We start from the raw sequence: 24,835 nt of genomic DNA on the forward strand, positions 1-24,835 counted from the left end.
GGCATCTTGCCTGTTCCTGACATTGGTGCAAGAAGATTGAATGTTTTTGTGGAACAGGCATCTTGCCTGTTCCTGACATTGGTGCAAGAAGATTGAATGTTTTTGTGGAACAGGCATCTTGCCTGTTCCTGACGGGCGAGACGCCCGTTCCACAAGAAGATTGAATTTTTTTGTGGAACAGGCATCTTGCCTGTTCCTGACATTGGTGCAAGATGTGAGATGAACGAAACAAAAACTCCCCTCCTACAAACGCGGCCGCAATCCATAATGACGGTAACGCCAATAATCTCGTAAAATGCGATCGTGATCGAAACACAATTCACGAGGAATCTGCCAAGATTCAAAAATTTGTAAACTTTTAGCATCGTCGGCGGCTTGAGGTTCGCCCGTTGCAGAAGCCAAGAATACAATACTAATAGTGTGTTGCCGCGCGTCGCGATTTGGATCAGAATAAACGTAAAATTGCTCGATTAATTCTACATTCAAACTCGTTTCTTCTAAAGCTTCGCGTTTGGCCGCCGTTTCTACCGATTCCCCGTAATCAACAAAACCGCCGGGAAGTGCCCAGCCGTAGGGAATATTGCGGCGTTCGATGAGTACGATCGGGCGGTGCGGGCGATCGGCTAATTCGATGATAACATCAACTGTAGGAGCGGGATTTTTGTAAGTCATTTTGTTGGGCATTGGTCATGGCATTGGTCATTGGTCATGGGGTATTAATGATTTTATATGTAACAAATAACAAATAACACTCAACTATCGTAAGGTGCGTCGCTCGAAATAATCTGCAAGTTACATTCAACATCTGGTAGCGACGCACCCTACAAAACTATAAGTCATTTGTGAAGGAAGAAGGAAGGCACGACACGGATTTTGACACGGATACACGGATTAATTTCAACGGGTTCGGAGTTCCTTCTTCCTGCTGAATTATGCTAAACCCCGAATTAGTACGCGCTGCTTTTGCAACACCTCTGCATACAGCTTTTCCAACTCAGTAATATTCTGACTGAGAGTGTATCGCTCCATCGCCCGTTGGCGTGCTTTTTGACCAAGCAACATTCCCAACTCAGGATGATCGCAAAACAGCGGCAGCAAGGTTTGCAACTGACTTCGTACCCGCTGAGTGTTCAAAACTATCCCCGCGCCTTCCTCCAATGCCTCGCCGTCAGCACCGGCATCGGTTGCCAAACAAGCTAAACCGCAGGCCATCGCTTCCAGCAGCGACAGCGACAGTCCCTCCACCAAAGAAGGCAAAATAAATACGTCAGCACCCCGGAGGATTTCGATCCGGCGTTCCTCCTCGGCGACAAATCCGAGCCACACAATGCCATCATCTTCGCCGTAAAACAGTTGCAGCGAGGCGGCTAGGGGCCCGTCGCCTACGATCGCCAATACGTTCCCAGGGCCAAAATTACAGTGTTTCCAGGCCTTGAGCAAAGCCTCGACATTTTTCTCCTGGGCAATGCGGCCTTGGTAAACAAAAATTCGATCGGCTTTTAATTCCGACTTCAACCCCGAAGGCCCGGGCGAATATTTAACAGCATCCACGCCGTTGGGAATCACAGCCACCCGTTCCTGTGGCACTCCTAACTTGACCAATATATCCCGCTGAATCTGAGAAAAAACGATCGTCGAGTCGTAGTTAGCCAAAAACGGAGCGTACAGTTGATACATCAGGTGTTGGGTTCCCGATGTCAAATTCCGCAATTTGCGATCGAACGGCGGGTGAAAAGTCGCCACCAGAGGCAAATTCAATTCTTGACAAATTTCCGGCAGCAAAAAGTCTAGGGGCGAAAGCGTCAGGGAAGCGTGAACAACATCGGGTTTGAGCCGCCGCAGAGATTTCATCAGCACTGTGCGGGACTTGAGAGTGGGAATCGTATAAATTTGCGATTTGTAGTGACAGGGTAAAGAGACTTCGTTGCAACTGGCGGACGAAAGCGAAGTGGTATATGAGCTTTGAGTAATTCCCTTTCCCCATGAACCATTTGCCATACTCCACCCCGTATTGTTCCTGTCCAGTGAGTCCGCCTCTTGGGCAAAGTGCAGGAAACTGACCTGGTATCCCCGGTCTAATAGTGCGTTGGTGACTTCCCTGGAGTAAGTGACGTTACCGCAAAAAGGTGATTTTTTTCCTAGCCAAGCGATGTGCATTCCAGTAAATCAGAGTTTGTTATTTTTTAGATTCGATCGACTTTGCTATTACTGCTACGGAAAATATACCAGGTTAAGACACCCCCAGCCATCGCTAATCCTGCTAAAGCCAAAAATACTGTTGGCAAACCCAGAAATGTTTCTGCTACCCCGGCCAAAGCCAACGGTAAACTCAAAGCGATATTAGTGGCATTGTTTTGCAGCCCGAAGACTTTTCCCCGCATTTCTTCTGGGGTTTCTGCTTGAATTGTAGTCTGCATCGGCACTCCCACCAATGAGGCAAATAAACCCAACAGGGTAATGAACAGCACCGACAGCCACAAATGGTCTGTAAATGCAGAAAGGCCCATCAGAGCAAGTGCCATGCCAATCGAGCCGATTAAACTCAGTTGGGAGTGAGAAAATTTATGGCCGAGATAGCCGACTGTCGTCGCCCCAGCAGCCATGCCAACGCCCACCGCCGCCAGCAAAAAGCCAAATTGTGATGCTTTCATACCGGGGAGGATTTCTGCCAGCCGAACTGCTAGAACTGCCAAGGCTGCAAAAATGGAAAATAGAATAATTAGTTGAATTAAAGCATTGCGGACTTTGGGTTGATCGTTGATGTAACGCAGGCCGTCTCGCAAATCTGCTAGGGGGTGCGGCGGTTCGTGTTCGACTTCGTTTTTTTCGCCTGTTTGCATCGACAGCAAGAGCACTCCGGCGAAGGCGTAACTTCCCCCTACTACTAATTCTTTGCCGATTCCCAGTCCGCCGCCGAGGTTGGAAAATAGGGTGTCGGCTAAAGCTAGTAAGGGTTCTCCCACTGCGAAGCCAATAATCACCGAACCCATCATGGTTGTGGTGTAGAGGGAGTTTGCCGATAGCAGGTGGCGGCGTTCCACAATTAGGGGAATCACTGACTGTTCTGCTGGGGCGAAAAATTGAGTTAGAGTCGAGACTAGGAATGTCACTAGCAGCAGCAAGCAGAATCCCAGCGGCAGTTGACCGAGTTCCCACCCGTCAGAAAGCCACAGCAGCACGGGCAATGTTAAAACAAAGCCTCCCCGCAGCAGGTTTGTGGCGACGAGCACTGCTTTTTTCGACCACCGATCGACATACACGCCTGCGGCGGCCCCGAACAGCACTGCGGGAATGGTAAAGGCGATCATGATTGCCGATACCCACCTGCTGATGGTTTGATCTGGCGCTTGAAAGCGGCTGGCCACGAGGGCGATCGTCAGTACGAGATAAACTTTATCTGCTAGTTGGGAAAAAACTTGCCCACTCCACAATGCTAGAAAATTGGGGTTTTTGAGCACTGGCAGAAATCCCGTTTGTTTTTCGGGAATTTCGGCTACTGCTTCGGAGAGTTCTGCTGCTGGCTCTGGTGTGGGAACCGGGGGGATTGCTTCGGGGTGTGGGCTATTGCCGTTGTTCCCGTCTGGTGCTGGAGTGGTGGGGTATTTATCCATTTCTGGGTCTGGGACGTTGCTCCATTGTCGATCGGCCAAGACCGGCTCGGAGCGAAAATCGGGAAAATTTTCTCGTTCTTCCATTTTGTGGTGGGTCACAGCTAATACAGATATTCTCAAATCAGAATCAGACAGTCGCATCATAGGATTTGGGGTGGATGGCCTGGGATGGTGCAGGTTGGGGGGATGGGAATTTGAAATTGAGGTGTTAACCCCTAAGTTTATTAATCTCGTAACTTTATCTTTATCTATTATCTGATGTCGCAACAACCTTGAGAATTTACCTGAAAAGACCGGCAGGTTCGGGTATCCGGCAGGCTGGGGGTGCGATGTACGATCGCCCCTTCACCTATTTAAATCCACACTCAAAATTTAAAACTCAAAACTCTCTAGGTAGGTGTCTATCGAGCTTCCCGATCGAATCGTGCAACCTAAATGATACTGGGCATATTGTCGCAAAATATTTTCTACTGATACCCAAGTTGTTCGATCGGCAATCCCCTCTCCTAGTTCTGGACTAGCCAACTGTTGCAACGCTGCTAATTCCTTAGCATTTATCTCGAAATTTGTCAAGTGTTGGCTGCCATTCGTTTGCCGGGAACGGGAAGCGGATTTGTATAAGCTACCGATTTCTGAAGAGAGTTCTGCTTCTAGGTTAGCTAGCTCGGACAAGCTGAAGGTTCCCCCAGAGGGTATACTAAACCCGGTTTGCCAGTTGGGATCGGTGAAATTTGGGATGAGCGGGTGTCTGGTGGCGCAGCAGACTTGGACTTGCGGCGCGAGGCCGGCTAAGGCTAGCAAGTGAAAAATGCCGTGGGCGAGGTGAGCAATCAGCACGGCGGCAGATTGGATTTCTGTGCGATCGGACAAACGTTCCAAACGGCTCAAATGTTCGCCCAGCAACCAAAAGAGTTCTTCTTGGGGCTCATCGGAAAGGGCACTGGCGATCGCCAATTCGGCCAGATATTGCGCCGCTGCGAGTTTCCCTAGGTTGCGGCTCAAACCCGGATGGGATTGTACCGTGTCGGCTTGGGTAATTTTGTCGAGCGATCGGCCTTTGGCAATTAGCAATTCGTTGACAACAAATAATTCGCTTCTTCCGCCGATGGTCGATCGGTGTTTGCGAACACCCGGTGCTACGGCTCGAATTAAGCCGAATTCCCGCGTCAAAATTGTCAGCACTCGATCGGATTCCCCCATCGGCGCACTCTTAAGATTGATTCCAGTTGCTTTGTAAGTTCGAGTCACTCGATTTTAGATTTTAGATTTTAGATTTTAGATTTACAAGGACAGTAGCAAAAACAGTCCGCAACGCAGAACTTTTATTAGATACTCGTTACCAGGCTCTGCCTGGTAACGCAGATCCGGAGGCTCTGCCTCCTAATCCCAGCCGAGGCAGAGCCTCTAAATATGGGTTCCCAGGCAGAGCCTTGGAACCAGTTAAAACAATAAACTATATTTCTTTTGAGATTCTTTTTGCTAATTGATAAACTTGTAGCTGTGGGAAGTTCTCCCTATTAACTCCTTGAAACAATTGATGATAAACACTTGATCAATGACCAATGAATACAAATCATATCATTTCCGGTTACACTCATACATGATGTTGACGGTTGACGGTTGACTGTTGACTGTTGACGCAGTGAACAGTGAACAGTGAACAGTGAACAGTGAACTGGAATTTACTATTCCGATGCTAACGGATTTGATATCAACAGTTAACAGCCAACAGTCAACAGCCAACAGTTAACTGTCAACTGTCAACTGTCAACGATTGTCTAAATTATCGCGCTGGCGGAGTAATTCCGGGCCACGAGAAGTCCCCAAACGAGTTGCCCCAGCTAGTACCAAATCTAGAGCTTGTTCATGAGTACGAATTCCGCCGGCAGCTTTAATCCCAATCCGTCCCTTCGTAACTTCCTTCAGCAGTCGCACATCGTCAACTTTCGCCGGGCCAAAAAAGCCAGTGTTGGTTTTGATGTAGGCGGCACCGGCTTCCATACAAATCTCAGCCGCTAATTGTTTTTCGGCATCGGAAAGGAGCGAACTTTCGATAATTGCTTTAATGGTGAGATTAGTTTCTTCGCAAATTTGGGCTAATTCCCGGTGGAATTCGTCGATTCTTCCAGCTTTCAACAATCCTAAGTTAACGGAGACATCTAACTCTACGGCTCCATTATCTGCTGCTTCTAGAGCTTCGTAAACTTTCACCGTTGAAGTCGAAGCACCGGTGGGAAAACCTATAACTGTACAGACTTTGGGACGTTTGCCGTGCAGCAGCTCAACTGCTTGTCGGACGTAGGCGGGATACACGCAAACTGTGACAAAGCCAAATCTCTCTGCTTGTTGGCAACAGTGTTCTACTTGCTCTGGCGTGGCGGTGGGGTCGATCAGGCCGTAGTCGATCAAGGGGGCAATATCGATGTCTGCCTGGTTTGCAGCCATTGCTGTTTTTTCTCCGAAGTAACTACTTTATTAAGTATGTATCGAATTTACCAATCTAAAATCTAAAATCTAAAATCTAAAATCGATCGACTTTACTCCGGGTACTAGCAAGTATAAATACTCAATTGGCTCGTAAAAACTCTTGTGGGGATTGGTTTACCAATTTATGTCAAGAAAATAATATTTGGGTATCTGCCTTTAGATACATTTTGGCTCTTTCTTTAGGTATACTTTGTTAAAAGGACTTACGGTAGAGCCTGCGTCAGCTACGCTAGGGCAGAGCCTGGTAGCGGCTACTGTTTTTACTTTTAGTAGTGCTTTAAAAACATAAAAGCCAGTGCCAAGCATGAATCATTTAGAACTCGAACAAGAAATTGGGAAGATGGCTAGAGCGATGATGACTCGCAATAGCTTAATTGGTAAGGATTTGATTGCGGATCTCAGAGGGCGGGTGTCTGTTGACAGTTTAGCTGCTTTGATGATTGTCAGTATTGAGCGTTTGATTTGGTATGACTGCGAGTCCGTGATCTGGAGTTTGAGTTATTTGATTCCTGCTGACGTGATGGAAGAAATTCGCCGGATTACTGCGCTGGTTGTTTGCCAGCGCTTGATGGGCAAGGGTTTTCTGCTGGGGAAAGATTTTAGTATTGATGCCACAGGCCAGTTGCTGTTGAGTGAGAATGCTAAAACAGCGGTTGTGGTTGCTTGAATTGGGCAAGCAGAAGTAGAAGCTATTAGCACTAGCAGATTTGCAGTTAGACTTGGGGCGCCCTAGGACTCTTTGTGTAACTGCAAACCTAATTCGGGCTGCGGTAAGAGTTGCGGGATTCACACAGAGTTAAGATTCGCAGCAGCTCTAAAAAACGATGAGTGCGGTTAGCTCAAACAGCATTTTACGAGAGGAAAATAGTTAGTTTCGACCGCAAATTGTTGAGGTTGTTACTGGCCCTGTGTACCGGCAATCGCCCTGTATCAAATTTTTCAGATTTTTAGTGGAATTACAGTTTTACTCCAGGTATGATTTCATGTAGAATCATCCCTAAGATAGATACAAAATATTATGAACTTAATTCAAAACTTGGAAGCGGCTTGGTATTACCATCTAGGTTCGCGCCACCTCGAAGCTAACGACGATCATGGTGCCCTGGCGAACTTTAACAGAGCTTTGAAGTTGCAATCAGATCATTATAAGGCTTGGTTCGGCCGAGGTATGGCTCTGGGGAAATTAGAACGGCACTTAGAGGCGCTGAAGAGTTTTGATGAGGCCTTGGCGGTGGAGCCGAATGCGAGCTTTGGCTGGCACAACCGGGCTATTGCTTTAGGAAAGTTGGGCCGCTGGTTGGACGCTCTCAACAGTTTTGACCGGGCTCTGGAGTTCAGTCCGTGCGCGGCGAGTATTTGGCACAACCGGGGACTGACGCTGATCGATATGGGCCTTTACCAGAAGGCGGTTCTGAGTTTCGATCGCTGTTTAAATTTGCACCCGGAGGCTGCTTGGGCATGGTACAACCGAGGTAATGCCCTGTTGGAACTCAAGCTTTACTATCAGGCGCTCAACAGTTTTGAGCGGGCGATCGAGTTTAAGCCTGATGACGCGAAGGCTTGGTACAATCGCGGTATAGCTGCGAACTCTATGGGACTTTACAAACAAGCAGTGGCTAGTTTTAGCCGATCGATCGCTCTACAACCGGGCAGAGCCGATGCTGTGGGCGAACGGAGAGTTGCTTTGGAGAAATTAGTAGGTTTAAATCAGAGAAATGCCAAGTTCACTCCTACATCTGAGCGTCCCTTTGAAGATTATTTAATTTGGTACAACCGGGGTGTGGAATTGGCGCGAAAAGGCTGCTACTCTGAGGCGATTGCTTGCTACGAAACAGTCTTAGAAATAACTCCTGATTTTGCTAACGCTTTTTACAATAAAGCTTGCTGTTATGCGCTACTGGGATTTGCTGATTTGGCCCTTGACAATTTGCAGCGGGCTGTTGAGTTTATCCCTAATTTATACCGAGAGCTAGCTTTAGCTGACTCTGATTTAAGCTGCATTTGGAAACAAGAACGTTTTGAAGCCCTGATCCAAGGTTGATGTTATATCAATTCCGGTTGCACCGTCCGTGATAGTTGACTGTTGACTGTTGACTGTTGGCTGTTGACAGTTGACAGTTGACAGTTGACAGTTGACAGTTGAAAATCTAAAATCGATTGACTGTTGACAGTTGACAAGCGAAATATTTTACAGCTAATTTCCACATCCCAGATTCATCTGTGGAGTCAATTCTCAAATCTAAAATCTACAATCTCAAATCTAAAATCGACTGGCTGTTGACTGTTGACTGGGGGTGGAAAAACTCAATGGTTGAGTGTTAACTGTTGACTCGATTTTATTATTCCGATGCAACCGCAAACGATATTACGCAAAAAACAGCTCGCCCAATTGGGGAGCTGTTTTTTTGGGCGACGCAAATTCGATCGCCCTCAAGAGTATTTGTGGAATCTTTGCTATTGCACAGAAACTCGGATTGAGGGCTTGACCGGCCTCTTGGCAACTACGATCACCCGGTAAGTGCCCGATTCCGGTAGTTGAGCAAAAGTTTGACCTTCGCCTTGATCCAGGAGTTGTCCCGACGGAGATTCGATCGCCAGATCGAGATTTTTGGTACTAGCTGTCACCCTAATTGTCTGTCCCTGTTTGCCTTGAACGGTGATAGGCTGGATTTGGTAGCCGGACATTTTGAGTTTGATGGTGGCTTGTGTTTCCTTGAATGCTATGGGAATTGCGCGATCGGGCCTATAAGTCCACTTGGCGTTAAAGTCGCGTCCAAGTACAAAGCTGGTGGTTTCACCTTTCGGGGTAACTCGCACGCGATAGATGCCGGACTCTGGCAACTGGCCCATCCACTGATTGTCTGCTTTTTCAATAACCCCCATATTTTCACCATTGGGACTGTACAGTTCGGCTGTCAGTTGTCCCGCCCACAGGGAGAGAGTGAGTTCTCGCCCTTTGACGCCTTCAAAAATATAGGTGGTGGGTTGGTTGATGGTTTCTCGGATTTCCGAGGTTGACATTCGCTTGATTGGTTCGAGATTGGGAACTGATTCAGAGGTAACGGGTTTGTTAAGGGTTTCTGTAATTTCCGAGGCAGCTATCAGCTCGCTCGGCGCAATTTTGGGGGCTACTGGGCTGGCAAATACTGATTTTGCCGCCATCATGAGTAGCATTCCAGTCAGTAAAATTAGTTTTTTCATGTCGCACTTCCGAGGGGGGTAAGGAATTGTATATGGTTACTTGTGTTTGCCTGTTTTCACCGGATTAAATCTGGCGATCGCACAGAGGCTACAGGAGGATATAGGATACAGATAAATATCCCGTACTTAAAACCTGCTGGTAGCAAATTGGCAGTGCGGGAGCTAAGTAGTAGCCTCAGTTTGTCGGGACATTTTAATGATACTACCTACGCATAATATCATCAGAGAATATTAGTAATTTTGTCGAGGAAAACAGGATCTTTTTTAGCCCACCTTCGGCACCCGCTCAGTATCACACTACGAATTTTGGGATGAGTGAGAATTGGGACGGGTGATCGCAAAACTGATTTCTGTGTCAGTTATAGGACTTACGCATTGACAAAAGACCTTATCTATGTATTCTAGACTCTAACATCATTGCTAAGGTTCGCCAAAATATGCTCACGGACAACTAAAGTGAATAGATTCCTTTGGACTTCATACCAATTGCTAATTATCTTTTGAGATCGCATCAACTCCAATTTAATAAATGCGTGAAGTGAGCAAAATATGTGAGTCTTGATCGCCTGAGTATCTCTGACCCTGAACCGACAAATTCCACAGACTTGTTTGATAGCTCTATGAAAGGTTTCAATGCCCCAATGAACATCGTGAATTGTGATAAATTCACTTCGGGTTGTCTCTTTGACCTTTTCTGGCTCTGGCAGGTATAAAATATAATGTCTAGAGTCTTCTTTTTTAAAATCTTTCCTAAACAATTTTATAAACCCAAATTCTTTCAGATGAGTCACTAATCCTTCATCGGGAATCTCTAAAGTCCTTACCTGGCAATACTTCCGCGGCTCATTTGAGACAGTTCTGTTTTTTTCAATTCCGAATAGAAAACCCAGTTTCTGGTTTCTTAGAAATTTTAAGTTTTCTACTCCTGAATACCAACTATCTCCTGTCACTATTCTTGGTTTTACTCCCCAGCTTATTATTTCACTTACCATCTCTCTAAAATAATCGTTTTTTGTTTTCCCCTCCTTTTTGTCATATATTCTGTAATTAATTGGTACTGAATTCCCATTAATATCGCTGTAATATAGAGTAATTAAATTTAAGCCAATAATTGTTTGATGGGCTTTTCCTGACCAAAAATAACTGATTAACTCGGCATTTTTCGGGTCGCTGTAAATTTTTTCTATAACTGTATCGTCTACACTTAGTATTCCTCCTGCCAAGTTAATAATTTTCTCGATGATCTTGAATAAATCTTTCGGTTCATATCTCTCTCTCAACAAAAATCGATTGACGCTATCATGTGAAACGTCTCCTAATATCTCTGCTAACCTATTGCACCCCCCAAACTTTGGCTCTGAGAGTAAAAATAAGGTGTAAATGTCTAGATTGCATTGCGCTGTCGAGGTTTTAGTTATTTTTCTGATTGTCTGATACCCGTTAGTAGACGTTCCCTCTTTATCAATTCACTATTTGGTTATTTTGTCAATGCGTAAGTCCTAAGTTATATAAAAAGTAACTTAATTTATTCGCAAAATTCCTAATGGGACTGCGACAAAAGCCTAGGTAAAAATGGCTTCAAACCTAGATGGACAAAGACTTTTAGCTCGAAAAGGCGTAAATCTAGTATTCACGCATAGTTTCAGGCGTTTTTAGGTCATCGACCTGTTTTCCTTGTAGAGAGGTTCTCAGCTCTTTTAGGGGCTAGAAAATGTATAAGTTCCACTAAAAAACCGATTGTGACAGTAGAGGGTGCAGAAAGAGGGCAAAAAAGTAGTCATCTTTCCTTTAACTCACAGGTTTAGTCAGTTTATGGTTCACAAACTAGATCGTTTTATGTGACAATAGATTCTGGGCTATCTTCAATTTTCCACGCTCCGCCCCAAAAAGGGGTATCATCAGGATTATACAAGTAAAAGCCATCCACAAATTTATCTTGTTTAAAAAATACCCACCCAGAATCGAGGGGAAAATATTCGTTAACGAATCGAGAAATTATAAGAGAATTGAGTTGCCCTGAATAAAGCGTATATATATCGCCATCCTCATCCACTATTTTCCAAATCCACCAATGATTTTTTTCCCCTTGGTACACATAGTTGCTGGGTAAATTAAATCGCACGCCTAAGCCTCCAATAGCATCTCCAATCCTATAATTATAGGAAATTGATTGACAGGGGATTGTTCCTTTTTTTGGCAAAAAATAACGATGAGCAAGAATAGATGATTCTCTTCTCAAAATAGCACTGCAAACCCAACTATCTTCAACACACATAAATCCCTCTTCTTCTTTAGCATCGAAATCACCCAAGGGGTAGTTACAGCAAATATAACCAAAAGGATCGCAGCAAAAGTTAAAAAAATTTGCATCCGTTTGAGATAGTTCGTGTAAGTTTAAAAAATCCCTACAATTTGTGCGACCCAATGCATCTATTAATAAAGATTGTAAAAGCTTATCTTTTGATTCTTGACTATCTAGGGTCAAAATTTTATAAACAGCATCAAGAATGAATACAATATATCTTTCTATACGAGAACTTAAAATTGAATCAAAAATCAAACTCTTTTCTATTGGATTAGTAAGAGGATTCTGAAAAATACTTATTAAAGATTCAAAGAGCTGTTCACATAAAACTTCGGTTTCCAAACCAATAGCATAGGGAGCTTGAATCATTTTTTTTGTGTTTAAAAACAGGATAGTTGTCCACGTAAAAATTTTAACTAATGTACTATTCGTTTCGTGGAGTAAAGGGTTAATTTTGTGATATAGATACTCAATTTGTTCCCTTTGCTTGACTTCTGACTCTCCTGTTAAAGGATCTGTCTTATGACAAAAATTAAATTCATGAATTGAAGCACATATTGCATTAGCTATTAATAAAAGTTTTTCTTCGTTAACAAGATCCAGATAGGTATCGCTTTTAGTTAAAATTTCCAGCAAGTTCATCTTATGTTCGCAATGATGTGATTTAATAGCCAGCGTCCAAAGTTTAAGACAATGATCAAAAATGTTAGTAACTCTCTTGGAAATCAAAAAATTGAGATAGCGTTCAAAAGGCATTAAAAACATACCATCTTTTTTCTGGAATTCACCCCAATGATAAGCAAATATTAATTGACAAACGCTAAGATTTTGTTCTGCCTTTTGTCTCATTATTGGGAAAGCTTCTGTCATCTTTTCAGATGAGCTATTTCTTTGACCTATATTTGATAAAGCTTTAAGCCAGAAAAAGAAATTATAGTCATCAGGTTGGATATTTTGAAGCTGGCTTTCAATTTTTATAGCAATTTCTTTACCTTTTGGTAAAAGTAAGCCATCTGCCGAAAGCAAAGATGCAGATAAAACTTCAGCAGCCAGCAGCCTCGTATGAAATCTTAAAGTTTTTGTCCCCCGTTCTGGCAGTAAAATATTTTGCATTTCTTCTATTAATTTATCTGCCACCCATGTAGAGCATAACAATTTCAGAATTTCGGCTAAATGTTGTCGCAATTTCCCCCAAGGGTTTTCTTTAAAGATTTCTAGTAAAGCGTAGAACTGGCTTGAACTAATACTGCCTACTTTTTCTTGGTAAATGGTAATTTTTTCCTGGATTTCATTAGGTAAAAGGTTAACCAAGAGTGGTTCTTTAATAGGTTTAGTAGCTAAATATCTAAGTTGTTCAGGAAAAAAACTATCCATAGGAATTTGCAGCTTTTGGGAAATCAAGAATAAATCTACAGCGTCTTCTAGGCGTTTATTTCCACTTTCAATTCTAGTAACGGCTGTTCGATCTCGTCTAATAAGTTGAGCAATTTCACTTTGTGAAAGCTTCATTGATTCACGACGGGACTTGAGTTTTTGAGCTATAGCTAAGTAGATTTCTTCGGGAAATCGGGGAATTGAAGTCATCGCTATGATTTTTTTCGAGTAATTTCGTTAATTATAACAATACTTAAAGCTTTATTTTATTTCTTGAGCGCTTGGCTTAACAGCTCCAGAGACATCGTTGCGGTGGCGCTTCGCTTCCACAACCGCGATCGCCTGTAGCCCCACAAACAGAGCGTAGTCCGCCCGGCCGTCCGCCGTCGGCCATTCTGCGGTCGCCAAATTCTTACCCTTACGCTCCCGGTCATAGGATTCTGTGATGGTTTTGCCATTGCGCGCGATCGTTGATTTGGCTATCCTATTTAGATGCCCTTACCCTGGATCTCTAACCTGCACTACTTCAGCTATTTGCACTTGACATTTATTAAAATATGCAATAATAATGTCTTCGAGTTCTAGTTCAATAATTTCTATGAACTTGTCACTTTCATCCTTAGCATTAATTTTATCTTGGGAAGTGACCGTATACCCTGCTATTCGCAGTCTATTATTCTCTAATATTCCATCCACTTCAACATAGCCACTTGCCCTCCAATTTCCATTTGAATTCGGCTTATTCCAAATTATTAGATAGGGAGAAATGGTAATTTTTGATGTCTGAGGATGTAAAATTTTGTCAGATATAAGATTTTGAAAGTCTTCTATCGTTAGCACAATATCAGTTGTATTTTTAAAAAAACATACCCAGTTATTAGGCAGGGGATTGAGTGACTTGCTAAGCAGACGCAGGGTATCGATAAGAACAGAGGTTTCACCCCCTTGACTTTTAATCACAGTCCCGGATACTTCAATAAAATCATCAACATCAAGCAAATTGAGGTGAGAGTATCCCAAATTACCAGCCGACACATCCGTGGACTTCAGAACCTCCTGACGCAAAAAAATCGGAATCTGTCCAGTCTGATCTTGGATGTACCCCAAAGTTAAGGCGTCGTCCACATGCCACAAAACTAAGCGTCCGGCAATAGTAACAGTTTGTCCTTCTTGTTTTTTATCGTCATCGATAATTGCCTTTACACAGTCAGTTTGTTCGCTATACGAAGGGTAGGGGTTGATTCCCATTTCGTGCAGCACACTAAGCTTATTCAATCGTTCATTACTAAAATTTCCACCTGAAGTATTAGACATTATTTAACCCTTCCTCATTAGCAAAAAGCTGGCGTCTAGTAACGGGCGTGGATAGCAGCGTCTAATAAATCGACTCAAACAGTTCCGTTAGGTAACTACTCAGTATAAAAAGTGTACCGACACTTACCCGGCGATATTGACCGTAGCTGCCATTGTACTACGGTTGTGGGGCAAGCTGATACGCCCTAATATCTGTCCCCTGTTTCCCTGGAAATATACCAAACATAACGCCTTGGTTAAATAGGACTTACGCATAAACTCTATCTGTAGGGGTGCATTGCACACCTTACCGCTACTAATAGTGTTTTTAAGCTGTTTTTCCCTAAGTCCTGTTAAAGTAGACCTCGACGTTTTTGGAAGCAAACCACAGCGCTTGGTTGTAAGAGACTGTTGGCGAATTAAAAAAGGGTGAAACCAAACATCCCACGATCGTGGAAAAAAACTATGATGAGGCAGAGGGAAAAAGAGCAGAAAAACGAGAGATACGGGTCAAGCCAATCGGAATGTTACGCCAAAATGCCCACATTCTTGACAGATTCATCGCCGCAGCAGTCACAATATGTTGTAGACGAGTTTTGGCAAGACCCATGTAACGAGCGTTACGCAAACCAAAAACACGAATTCCTTGAGACAGGGAACTTTCAACACCAGCCCGTAGGGCATAACGCTGTTTAAACTCCTGGGTATGTTGTCTAGCCCTAGCTTTGGCTAGAGCTTCGTAAAGAGGTTGAGGTTTGAGAGTCAGAACACGAGCCTGTGCCGGCGAATGAGTACATTGAGAGCGAACAGGACAACCAGCACAATCGGGGCGACGAAAGCGCACTTGAATGGTCGGATTGCCATAGTGATCCGAGCGTTGATGCCAGGATTTGCTGATGTGGCCTTGCGGACAAGTAGCATGGCGATGCTCCCAATCAACGGTAAAACAAGAAAGCTCAAAGCCCAGCTTAGCTTTTTCTTGCCAACTAGAGTCAGGCGGTACAGGGCCAAGAAGCTCAATACCTAATTGTGTCTCACTCGTGAGCAAGTGTTGAGCATCAACATAAGCAGTATCGACAATATGTTCTTGTGGTAACAGGTGTTTACCCTGCAAAGCTTGATGAATCACCTGAGTCATTTCGACATCTCCAGTGGTGGCGGGTGTCGTTTCAACATGAGTAATTAAATGAGGCAAATCTCGATCGCAAGTTTCTGTAAGATGTACCGTATAACCTGTCCAATTAGTATCTCTTTTTGTCCGATTGCGAGCTTCGGTATCATAGGGGGAAGTAATTAACTGCTTGTGGGGCGGTAAATCATCGGCTTCTCGCCAATAAACTTTGCCTCCCGACCACCCATATTGCTGTATCCAGACACAGCGTAAAATTTCTACCGCTTAGAGACAAAGCGCAACCATTCAGGACTCAAGGGGTCATACAAAGCTGACAATAAGTGATGACCATCACAGCCAATAGTCAATACCAAGCTTTGTTTTTCAGTTTCAGATTTCGGCAAGCGATACTGCTCAAATCTCGTGCTATAACGCTCAGACCAATCCCTATCAACTACTGTTAATAACCATTCATCCGCAACAGTGGCTAGTTGATTTAAGGCATGACGTAAAGTTTCTCCAACGCATTCGATGCGGTTCATTTTACGGATGGCTCCGATGACATGGGTGGAGTCAGTTCTGGCTTTACCCCTGGCTTTGAGCCATCCCCTATCTTGAAAATGTGCTAGCATTTTATCAAGTAATTGACTTTCACGTCCCGCAGCAATTAACCGACTTCTCCATTCACTTAAAACTGAATAATTAAAACCGCTATCAGTAATTTCTAGTCCCAGAGCATACTTCCAGTCAATTCGACTTCTGACCGCTTCTGCTGCTTGTCGGTCAGTCAATCCCTCGGCAAATTGCATGACACTGATTAATGCTAATTGTCCAGGTGATAACGCACTTTGACCGCAGTCGGCTCGAAACAAGGTAACAAAGTCAATATCTTGGTACAAGACTCCGAGTTCGTCGCGCATTTTCATATATGGATTTCCTTTGGGAAAGGATGTTCGTGCCACAGTTGCTGTCATTTCTGGAATTGACGAGCAGTCGCGGGGGTGAAGAGTCATAATAAATTATTTAATATGCTGCGTGATTACACAATCATTCTGCCTATTCAGGACGGCGATGTCTGAGGGGTGAAACCCCTCAGACATTCGCCAACAGTCTCTTGTAATCAGCGATCCACCTGGCTATCCGTCCAGCCTCAATTTGTAAACAATTATTACAATTACTTGACAGAAATTTTTCCAAGCATTTTTACCCTAGTTCCAAATTAACACTTATTAAACAACAGAAGCCCACCGACCTATCTTGGGAGTGCGGATAAAGCACGAGTCTCCTTACAAGGAAACTTAGGGTGTGCTATTTTTGCACATCTTTTAATTAAACATAAAAAACCTAGTGAAATAATTGCACATCCTAGCTAATTTTTAGAATTTATTAAGATGGTTACTGTAAAACGTTTGCGTTTCTTCTAAAGTTATGAAACACCACTCCACCCAAAAAGATTTCACTCACAAGCTTCTCTTCCCAATAGAAGTAGAAACAACAATTCATAACTTATCAATATCTCGTCGTCAGGCTCTTAGCTACCAAGTGGAAGCTGTCAGATTGGTAAATAACTTGCAGATTTTGCAAGTTCAAGGATTTTTGTCGCCTCGGACAGAAACATTAACGCTCGAAAAAATATCGCAAGTATTAGAGCAAGCCGCTCACTATCTTTCTCTGGATAATACAGGCATTTATGATGCTTTGGCTTGCACTGAAAATGCCAAAGCTCTCAGAAGCAACAATTGGGAGCTATTGAAACAAGTGTACTTGCAGTATTTTGAATATATCTGGCAACCAGTAATCATTGCCCCTATTCCAGCCATGCATAACCATTCTATGCTTTGGTCTGGATTTGTTGCTGTAGTTAGCGAAGATTCAATGGAATCGGGTTTAAAGATCAACCATCATAGCCAACTATTTCGACTCAACTTAATCCTTTACCCAAAATGTCCAGTTCGTACTGTGAAGACTCGGTTTGCAGGCGCTCACGTAATAAAAGCTACTAATATTCATCACTCTCCTTACTTTATCCCTGAGTATTTTCCAGAGCAGACAGATGTGCAAGGGCTAAGTGTTGGCTATCTTTTAAATACCTACACAGCTCAATCAGTCAGCCATACTTTGTGCGCTTTAGAGCCATTCTGGGTACCCGATCAACTCGATGAAATTCGCCATCTATTTGAGAGCCAAGATGCTAATCAAGTCCAAGCGGCATTGATCAGTTTGCATAATATGACTCACTTTCTTGGCAGTCAGCCCATGACTCATCCAAATAAAAAAAATCAATTTTTTATGCAAGGAGCAGATGAAGAGTTCCGTGCTGATAGTGGCAGTAATTTAGGGTTGGATGCTCTAGGCAATGAGCTATTTGATCGCCCACTGATTCAGGCAGTTATCTTGATGGATATTCTGGATCGTGCCTTCAAATATATACTTGCAGCACCCAGAGCTACTTGGGAGAAACTTCTTGTCTCACACCACGACGTTACAGCAGGTCAAATGAGGCTCAATGCTCTCCGTTATCATGGAGCTCTCAAGCAAGAGCATACGAAAAAAGGGAGACTTTACTACCTTGACTATGAGAAATGTCTCGAATCAGATCGAAACATCATAAATGAATTAGAAGAACTCGATCGGCTGGGATTGACAGATGGGGCAGCTTATCAAAGCAATCGAGAAAAAATCCTTAGTAAATACTTACGAACTAATGAAGAACAAGGTTGGTTGCTTGATTATTTTTATGACCAAGTGTATGAGGCAAATCCGTGGTTATCAGCCCAGTTAGTTTTCGACTATCCAGTTGAATTTCAACTCTTAATGGAGCCAGAAAATGCAGCATAGAGCCGCATGGCAGAAGTAAGTCATATCACATCCGAGTATCGACATGGTATAGTTCAGATTAGATTACAGGCCACCAGTGATGGCACGCGCTCGCACGAATCAATTCACTTTTCTGACTTCCACCCGCTCCGTAGTGGTTGGATGTCTCCTGTAATTTGCTGGTGCTTTAGTAGTCGCTCGACAAAATATTTACTCACATCAAATCTGGTAGCTAGTTTTCTAATTGATTTGTTGCCATGTTGGTAAGCTTCGACCACTTTTTCTAGAAACTTGATCGGATAAGGTTTGATTATGGCTACAGCAGGATTTCCGGATGAGTGGCGATGGACGCTAGCAGTTATCGGGGCTTTTGTGTTAAGGAGGCCGATCAAACAGTATCGCACACAGCCCTGGCAGTTGGGTTGGCAGCCCCAAAGTTATATATTCTTTTCTTTGCCACCTTTGGAACAGATACGTCTGTGAAACGCTACAATGTTAAATATTCTAAGAGAAATTGCAAATTATGTTCTGGGCTGACAAAATAGCTGCGGATGCACAAGGCTACCAAGTAGTCAATGATTCCAAAACACCTTCGGGAAGAGTTCACGTAGGCTCTTTGCGGGGTGTGGTCATTCACGATGTTATTTACCGAGCTTTGAAATACGCAGGTAAGTCCGTTAAATTCTTATACGGTGTCGATGATTACGATGCTCTAGATACGGTTCCTAAATACCTAGATCAGGATAAGTTTTCACCCTATCTTGGGTTCCCGTTGTGCAACGTACCTTCTCCAGAAGATACAGCCAGCGATTACGCCAAGTATTTTATGGCTGAATTTTTGGAAGTCTTTGAATATCTGGGAATAAGACCGGATGTTTACTACCTGCGCGATTTGTATCGATCGGGGCAACTGAACCCTTATATCGATATTTTTCTCAAAAATGCTCACCTTGTAAGAGAAGCTTATAAAGAGGTGAGTAAGGCAAATCGTCCCGATAACTGGTATCCGTTTCAAATTATTTGCGAAAAGTGTGGTAAGATCGCAACAACTGAAGTCACAAACTACAACAGCTCCGAAGTTTTTTACACTTGTAAGCCAGATGCCACGAACTGGGTGCAGGGTTGCGGACATTCAGCTTGGATTTCTCCGTTTGATGGGAATGGTAAGCTGCCTTGGAAGGTTGAGTGGGTTGCCAAGTGGGATCTGTTAGGTGTAACTCTTGAGATGGCAGGTAAGGATCACTCCCAAAAAGGAGGATCGCGAGAGGTGGCAAACGCTATCTGCCATAAGGTTTTAGGGAAAAAGCCTCCCTTCCACTCTCCCTATGAATTTATCCTGGTTAATGGTACTAAGATGAGTTCATCAAAGGGAGTTGGTTCAAGTGCGAAAGAAATTGCCGAGTTATTTCCTCCTGAACTTTTACGCTTTTTGATGCTGCGTACTCAGCCAAAAACAGTTATCAACTTTGCTCCTAACTACGAAACAATCACCCGCCTTTTTCGAGACTATGATAGTTTGATAGAAAAATACCAAACTCTATCGGCGACTCTTTCAGAAAAGAACCAACTGACGAAAGATTTAATGTCTCTTTTTTACTCGCAGTTGAATGAGGAAATTAAAGCTTACCATCCCTTTGAATTAAGCACTATAATTTCGCTCCTTCAACTCCCACATCTTGACATAAAGAATGAGATAGCCAAACGAAGTTCTGAATCTATGAATGACTTTGACTGGCAAGTCGCAAATCAAAAGATCGCTGTGGCTGAAAAGTGGCTACAAGACTATGCAGATGAGGAAGAAAAGTTGGTTCTTTACTTTGACAGAGTTCCTGAAAAAGCTCTTGAGCTAGATCAAGAGCAGGTGTTTTATCTTGAAAAGTTGAGGGAAACTTTGGAGAATATAGTCACTTGGGATAGTGAAGAGTTACAGACTACTTTGTTCTCTACAGCAAAAGAGTTAAATATCGCGCAGCCTATTGCTTTCAAGGCTATCTATCTATCTTTTATGGGGAAAGAACGCGGTCCCAAGGCTGGTGCTTTGTTGTCCTACCTCGATAAATCTTTGGTCGTTACGAGGCTCCGCGATGTAATTAAAGTAAATCTCTCAAAGAGCGATAGAATTTATCTGTAAGTGTAAGCCTAGCATAAGGCGCTATAGGTTTAGCAGGTACAGTGTTAAGGAGGTTTCCTTCACACTATGTCATACCGATGGGAGATGATACAGGAATGAACTTTTGTAGCGATAATGTAACCGATATTGCACCGGAAATTATGGCAGCGTTGGTTGCTGCCTCTAAAGGTGCGGTCGCGCCCTATGGTCAGGATGAATACACTTCCCGATTGGAAGTCAAGTTCTCAGAATTATTCGAGACCGCAGTTACGATTTTTCCAGTAGTAACCGATGTTGCTGCCAATGCTCTGGCTCTATCTGTGATGAGTCTCCCGTTTGGTGCGATTTACTGCCACAGTGAATCAAATATCAATCTCAAAGCCTGTGGTGCAACCGAATTCTACACAGGCGGTGCCAAGTTGCTGACACTGCAAGGAGAAGACGGCAAGATTCAAGCATCTGACTTGGCAACAGTGCTTGGTCAGGCTGGTTTTGGTATCGCTCGTAAGGTGCAACCAACTGCCGTGAGCCTGACTCAGGCTACTGAAGTTGGAACGGTTTATAGCCCTGATGAAATTCACAAAATTGCTGAATTTGCTCAGACCCATAGTCTTAGCCTGCACATGGACGGTACTCGCTTCGCTAATGCGGTGGTCAGCCTAAACTGTTCTCCAGCAGACATTACCTGGCGAGCTGGGGTTGATGTGCTGTCACTTGGTGCAACTAACAATGGTGCTATTGCTGCTGAAGCCGTAGTATTTTTCAATCGAGCCTTGGCGGAGACTTTCAGCTACCGTTGCAAGCGTGGTGGACATCTCATCTCTAAGATGTGGTTTTTGTCGGTGCAGCTCGAAGCTTACATTACGGATAATTTGTGGCTGAGAAACGCCACATATGCTAACCAGATGGCTACCAAGCTAGCAGCGGGACTCGCCTCACTACCGGGAATAAGACAAGTCCATGCGGTTGAGGCGAACGAAGTCTTCATCCAACTTCCTGAAACTGTCATCCAAGGGTTAATTGCTGATGGCTTCCAATTCTACCGTTGTGGTGTTGATGATTCAAACACTATCCAGTTGGTAACTGCTTTCAACACTCTAGAAAGAGATATCAATACTTTGCTAGAGTCGGCTCGACGCTACGCTACATAGATGTGTTTGTCGGATTGATTTTCCGGCAGCACGGATTCGGCTTTCAGCCACTGAAAGCAGAAGTACAACTAAATCCACAAATATTAATATCAGAACAGCAACTATTTGGTGACCCACGCTGTTTCTGGTTGCTCTAAGAGTGGGAGACTCGATAATTACTCCGTATATCCTTTCGACCTCATACTCGGATAACGAGCGTAGAATATCCGAGGATGAGGTCGAAGTCAAAATCCTTGTCGTGCCTTCCTTCTTCCTTTTTTAAGCGAGAATCTTTAGGTAAGCTTGTACTGTTTTGGACAAGCCCGTGTCTAGAGCTTCCGCAATTAAAGCATGACCAATCGATACTTCTAGTATATCAGGAATCGAGCAAAATTTAGCTAAGTTTTGCAAATTTAAATCATGTCCGGCATTCACCCCTAAACCTGCTGATTGAGCGGCTTGAGCTGCTAAGACATATTGTTGAAAAACAGATTCTACTCTCCCTTCGCGAAAAGCAGTTGCGTAGGGTTCCGTATACAGTTCTACTCTGTCTGCTCCCACTTCTTTTGCTAGGGGCATGAGAGCAGCATCTGCGTCCATAAACAAGCTGACTCTGATGCCGTTGTCTTTTAATTTTTGAATTATTGGTAAGAGCCGATCGCGATTTTCGGGAATATTCCAACCGCTATCGGATGTTAGCACGTCGGGAGCGTCCGGCACCAAGGTACACTGAGCCGGTTTTACGTCGCAAACTATATCCATAAATGGCGGCTGAAACGGATTTCCTTCGATGTTGAACTCAACGGTTAGCATTTTAGCTAATTCGTAAACATCGGCAGCTTTGATATGCCTTTCGTCGGGGCGGGGATGGACTGTAACGCCATGAGCTCCGGCAGCAATTACTGTTTTTGCGGCTTCGGTAACACTGGGGATGCCGATGTTTCGAGAGTTTCTGAGGAGGGCAATTCTGTTGATGTTGACGCTGAGTTTTGTCATGGGATGTTAATCTTTAAAGTTGAACTCACATCTTGCATCTTTCTCAAGAACGGGCAAGATGCCCGTTCCACAAAGAGTAGATTTTCCTGTGGAACAGGCATCTTGCCTGTTCAAAAAAGGATTATTGACAATGGTGCAAGATATAAGTTGATAATACTATATTAATCGCTTTCGGGACGAAACTTTGAGCCTAGGGCGGTAGTGTTAGGGCATTGTCAGAGGAAAGATTAGCTTGTGCAAGCGGTAAACTTTCTGCAAAAAAAGCCTCAGCTATTTGCTGCTTTACTGCCAAATCTTCCAGATTTGCAATACAGCAAAGCGGGGCAACGCGATCGACTATTTGGCGCGGAAAATCGCGGCTAAAATATTTTAGTTCAAAATCGTATCTGTGGGGACGGTAAATCATGCCCAACAGTTCGACTAAGGGTAGAAGCGTCCAATTGTGATAGTTGCCGATCGCATCTACTAAATGTCCGCGATAAATCTCTTTTTTTACCAGAGGTTGCAGCAAATCGAAACGGATTTTAAGGTCGTTGAATCTCGACTGCATTGTAGATAAATGTTTGCTTCGATCCAAAGGAGGCGGTACAATTAGATTAACTTTGTCAAAGGCGATCGGCACTTTCCCGTGTCTCTCTATTTCCAGGAAATCGTTGCGGCTGCTGCGCCGAAAAACAGCGAAATCAATTAGCAAGAATGGCGGGGTTTCTTTCAGCCGCCAGAAGCACTGCGATTGACCGTGCCAAGCGGGTTCGGGAACTCGATATTTGAGTTCGATTTCGGCAATTTCTGCGAGGGCTTGTTCAACAATCTCAAATGTTTCTTCCACGCAGTTATCTTCAACCACAACCGCAATATCCAGGTCAGACCACTCGTCGGTGTATCCGTGGGCTGCTGAACCTCCTTGCCACAAAGCGAGAACAAAATCTAAAGGTTGTAAGGTAGAAACAATCTTTTCGAGAATGATTTGTCTCATGGAATCAAGCTATGCTGTTTGTTTTCCCTGGCTTGCACAAGTTTAACAAACGATCGCGGGTTGAGATTGCTCCGCGACAGTTCTCCGAGGAGTTGCTAATGCTTCCGGTTGTGCACTCCTGCCAAAAATTACACGGGAAGCTGCAAGGGAAAGTGGGAATCTTTGGGAAAGTGCGATCGCCCGCTATTGAAAATCAGCCTTATCTTGTCAGAATCAGAAACTTGCCCGCTGTCCGGTAACATGAGAAAGGATTAATTTTTAACAGCGCGGCATGGCTACTATTTGGGAACTCGACTTTTACAGCCGTCCAATCATAGACGAGCGAGAGAAAAAAAAATGGGAAGTGTTGATCTGCGAAAGCCCGCTGAATGTAGGCGACAAGGCCGAGTCTCTGTTTCGCTACTCGCAATTCTGCTCCAGTTCTACCGTAAATTCCCTGTGGCTGGCGGGTGCAATTAAAGAGGCGATCGCCGCAGCACCGAAACGACCTGAAAAAATCCGCTTTTTCCGCCGCCAAATGGCGAACATGATTACCAAAGCCTGCGATGACTTGGACATTCCCGCCGCCTGCAGCCGCCGCACCCTCGCCCTTAGCCTGTGGCTGGAAGAACGGATGCAAGACGTTTATCCCGCCGAACCGGGCTATCAACCGGTTGTGAACCCCAGCGTTCAATTTGTACCCGAAACGCCTGTTGCGCTGCCGGATGCTTTAATCGGCGAAAAATGGGCGTTTGTGAGTTTGCCGATCGCAGCTTTTGACGAAATGTCCGAGTGGGATATCGGATTTGGCGAAGCTTTCGGACTGCCGATGACACGCCTCGCCCCAGAAACGCAAATTCCGGGACTAATTATCTACTCGTCGAGAGCAACCGCTTTGGCAGGTTGGATGTCGGGTTTAGAGTTGGCTTTTCTGAAATTTGAGAGCGGCCCACCCGCTAGGCTGGTATTAGATACGGGAGCTAACGATCGCTGGATTTTAGCTAATCTCAGAGACGCAGCAACTGAGAGAGAAGCGAAAGGATTTGAAGCCGCGAAAAACCAAGCAAAAAAAGTACATTTCTTAGCAATTCAGTCGAATCCCGAATCGGAATCTTTTGCAGGATTTTGGCTGCTGCACGAACTAACTATTTAGTCATTAGTTATTAGTCATCAGTCAGTTGTTAGTAGTCAGTTGTTAGTGGTTAGTTGTTAGTAGTCAGTTGTTAGTAGTCAGTTGTTAGTTGTTAGTAGGAGTTAATAATCTACCGTTATTTAGTCTAGCGTTAACAGCTAGATTGACTAATAACGAATAACTCATATAGCGGTTCTCAAATAATTGAGGTATGCTTTTCAGTCCAAGACCCGCGAGGCCTATGCTCTACGAACATCTCATGTTACTGAGAAAGGCTATAACTAATAACTACTGACTAATGCCAACTGCCAAC

Annotated in this window: 19 protein-coding genes and 1 pseudogene; 7 read left to right on the forward strand and 13 right to left on the reverse strand. The window is 44.0% G+C overall.

Going from position 1 to position 24,835, the window contains the following annotated elements; all coding sequences use genetic code 11:
- Positions 1 to 243: 243 nt before the first annotated feature.
- From QUB35_RS12255 to deoC, 5 genes are all read right to left on the reverse strand, one after another.
- Entirely contained in the window at positions 244 to 672 is a 429-nt protein-coding gene (locus QUB35_RS12255; protein ID WP_333142224.1) for an NUDIX hydrolase, read from the reverse strand.
- Positions 673 to 930: 258 nt separating this feature from the next.
- Positions 931 to 2,157, reverse strand: a complete 1,227-nt coding sequence (locus QUB35_RS12260) for a glycosyltransferase family 4 protein (RefSeq protein ID WP_333142167.1) — start codon at positions 2,155 to 2,157, stop codon at positions 931 to 933.
- Positions 2,158 to 2,183: 26 nt separating this feature from the next.
- Positions 2,184 to 3,755: an MFS transporter gene (locus QUB35_RS12265; protein ID WP_333142168.1), complete on the reverse strand. Its 1,572-nt coding sequence runs from the start codon at positions 3,753 to 3,755 to the stop codon at positions 2,184 to 2,186.
- A gap of 228 nt (positions 3,756 to 3,983) precedes the next feature.
- The gene (gene recO / locus QUB35_RS12270; RefSeq protein WP_333142169.1) at positions 3,984 to 4,859 is read right to left on the reverse strand and encodes a DNA repair protein RecO; all 876 of its coding nucleotides are present in this window, start codon (positions 4,857 to 4,859) and stop codon (positions 3,984 to 3,986) included.
- A gap of 519 nt (positions 4,860 to 5,378) precedes the next feature.
- Positions 5,379 to 6,056 (reverse strand): deoxyribose-phosphate aldolase, encoded by a 678-nt coding sequence (gene deoC, locus QUB35_RS12275; RefSeq protein WP_333142170.1) that lies wholly within the window; start codon positions 6,054 to 6,056, stop codon positions 5,379 to 5,381.
- A 346-nt stretch (positions 6,057 to 6,402) separates the two neighbouring features.
- On the opposite strand from deoC, the gene QUB35_RS12280 reads away from it, so the two are divergent.
- Together QUB35_RS12280 and QUB35_RS12285 are read left to right on the forward strand one after the other, a co-directional pair.
- Positions 6,403 to 6,765 carry a hypothetical protein gene (locus QUB35_RS12280; protein ID WP_333102927.1) on the forward strand — a complete coding sequence of 121 codons (363 nt, stop codon included), beginning with the start codon at positions 6,403 to 6,405 and terminating at the stop codon, positions 6,763 to 6,765.
- 351 nt (positions 6,766 to 7,116) lie between these two features.
- Entirely contained in the window at positions 7,117 to 8,139 is a 1,023-nt protein-coding gene (locus QUB35_RS12285) for a tetratricopeptide repeat protein (RefSeq protein ID WP_333142171.1), read from the forward strand.
- A 413-nt stretch (positions 8,140 to 8,552) separates the two neighbouring features.
- Here QUB35_RS12285 and QUB35_RS12290 read toward each other — a convergent pair whose 3' ends face one another.
- The 6 genes and pseudogenes from QUB35_RS12290 to QUB35_RS12315 form a co-directional block, all read right to left on the reverse strand.
- A complete protein-coding gene (locus QUB35_RS12290) occupies positions 8,553 to 9,299 on the reverse strand; it encodes a hypothetical protein (protein WP_333142172.1) in 747 nt (248 codons plus the stop codon).
- A 401-nt stretch (positions 9,300 to 9,700) separates the two neighbouring features.
- On the reverse strand, positions 9,701 to 10,726 hold the full coding sequence (locus QUB35_RS12295) for an IS701 family transposase (protein WP_333142225.1): 1,026 nt from the start codon (positions 10,724 to 10,726) through the stop codon (positions 9,701 to 9,703).
- Between the two features lie 407 nt (positions 10,727 to 11,133).
- Entirely contained in the window at positions 11,134 to 13,188 is a 2,055-nt protein-coding gene (locus QUB35_RS12300; RefSeq protein WP_333142173.1) for a helix-turn-helix domain-containing protein, read from the reverse strand.
- Positions 13,189 to 13,239: 51 nt separating this feature from the next.
- Entirely contained in the window at positions 13,240 to 13,386 is a 147-nt protein-coding gene (locus QUB35_RS12305) for a hypothetical protein (RefSeq protein WP_333142174.1), read from the reverse strand.
- 90 nt (positions 13,387 to 13,476) lie between these two features.
- Complete coding sequence (locus QUB35_RS12310; protein ID WP_333142175.1) at positions 13,477 to 14,292, reverse strand: hypothetical protein; 816 nt, start codon at positions 14,290 to 14,292, stop codon at positions 13,477 to 13,479.
- Between the two features lie 442 nt (positions 14,293 to 14,734).
- Positions 14,735 to 16,395, reverse strand: a pseudogene (locus QUB35_RS12315) (IS1182 family transposase).
- A 415-nt stretch (positions 16,396 to 16,810) separates the two neighbouring features.
- Here QUB35_RS12315 and QUB35_RS12320 point away from each other — a divergent pair.
- The 3 genes from QUB35_RS12320 to QUB35_RS12330 all read left to right on the forward strand — a co-directional run bounded on the left by QUB35_RS12320 (position 16,811) and on the right by QUB35_RS12330 (position 21,460).
- A complete protein-coding gene (locus tag QUB35_RS12320; RefSeq protein WP_333142176.1) occupies positions 16,811 to 18,220 on the forward strand; it encodes a hypothetical protein in 1,410 nt (469 codons plus the stop codon).
- 502 nt (positions 18,221 to 18,722) lie between these two features.
- Positions 18,723 to 20,330 (forward strand): lysine--tRNA ligase, encoded by a 1,608-nt coding sequence (lysS, locus tag QUB35_RS12325; protein WP_333142226.1) that lies wholly within the window; start codon positions 18,723 to 18,725, stop codon positions 20,328 to 20,330.
- A gap of 95 nt (positions 20,331 to 20,425) precedes the next feature.
- Positions 20,426 to 21,460, forward strand: a complete 1,035-nt coding sequence (locus QUB35_RS12330; RefSeq protein WP_333142177.1) for a low specificity L-threonine aldolase — start codon at positions 20,426 to 20,428, stop codon at positions 21,458 to 21,460.
- Positions 21,461 to 21,718: 258 nt separating this feature from the next.
- Here QUB35_RS12330 and QUB35_RS12335 read toward each other — a convergent pair whose 3' ends face one another.
- Together QUB35_RS12335 and QUB35_RS12340 are read right to left on the reverse strand one after the other, a co-directional pair.
- A complete protein-coding gene (locus tag QUB35_RS12335; protein ID WP_333142178.1) occupies positions 21,719 to 22,435 on the reverse strand; it encodes a pyridoxine 5'-phosphate synthase in 717 nt (238 codons plus the stop codon).
- 190 nt (positions 22,436 to 22,625) lie between these two features.
- Entirely contained in the window at positions 22,626 to 23,411 is a 786-nt protein-coding gene (locus QUB35_RS12340; protein WP_333142179.1) for a nucleotidyltransferase domain-containing protein, read from the reverse strand.
- An 11-nt stretch (positions 23,412 to 23,422) separates the two neighbouring features.
- Here QUB35_RS12340 and QUB35_RS12345 point away from each other — a divergent pair, with 11 nt between their 5' ends.
- The gene (locus tag QUB35_RS12345) at positions 23,423 to 23,650 is read left to right on the forward strand and encodes a hypothetical protein (protein WP_333142180.1); all 228 of its coding nucleotides are present in this window, start codon (positions 23,423 to 23,425) and stop codon (positions 23,648 to 23,650) included.
- 32 nt (positions 23,651 to 23,682) lie between these two features.
- Complete coding sequence (locus QUB35_RS12350; protein ID WP_333142181.1) at positions 23,683 to 24,543, forward strand: Tab2/Atab2 family RNA-binding protein; 861 nt, start codon at positions 23,683 to 23,685, stop codon at positions 24,541 to 24,543.
- The last annotated feature ends 292 nt before the right edge of the window (positions 24,544 to 24,835 follow it).

This window comes from Microcoleus sp. B13-B6 (assembly GCF_036705405.1).
Classification (GTDB): domain Bacteria; phylum Cyanobacteriota; class Cyanobacteriia; order Cyanobacteriales; family Microcoleaceae; genus Microcoleus.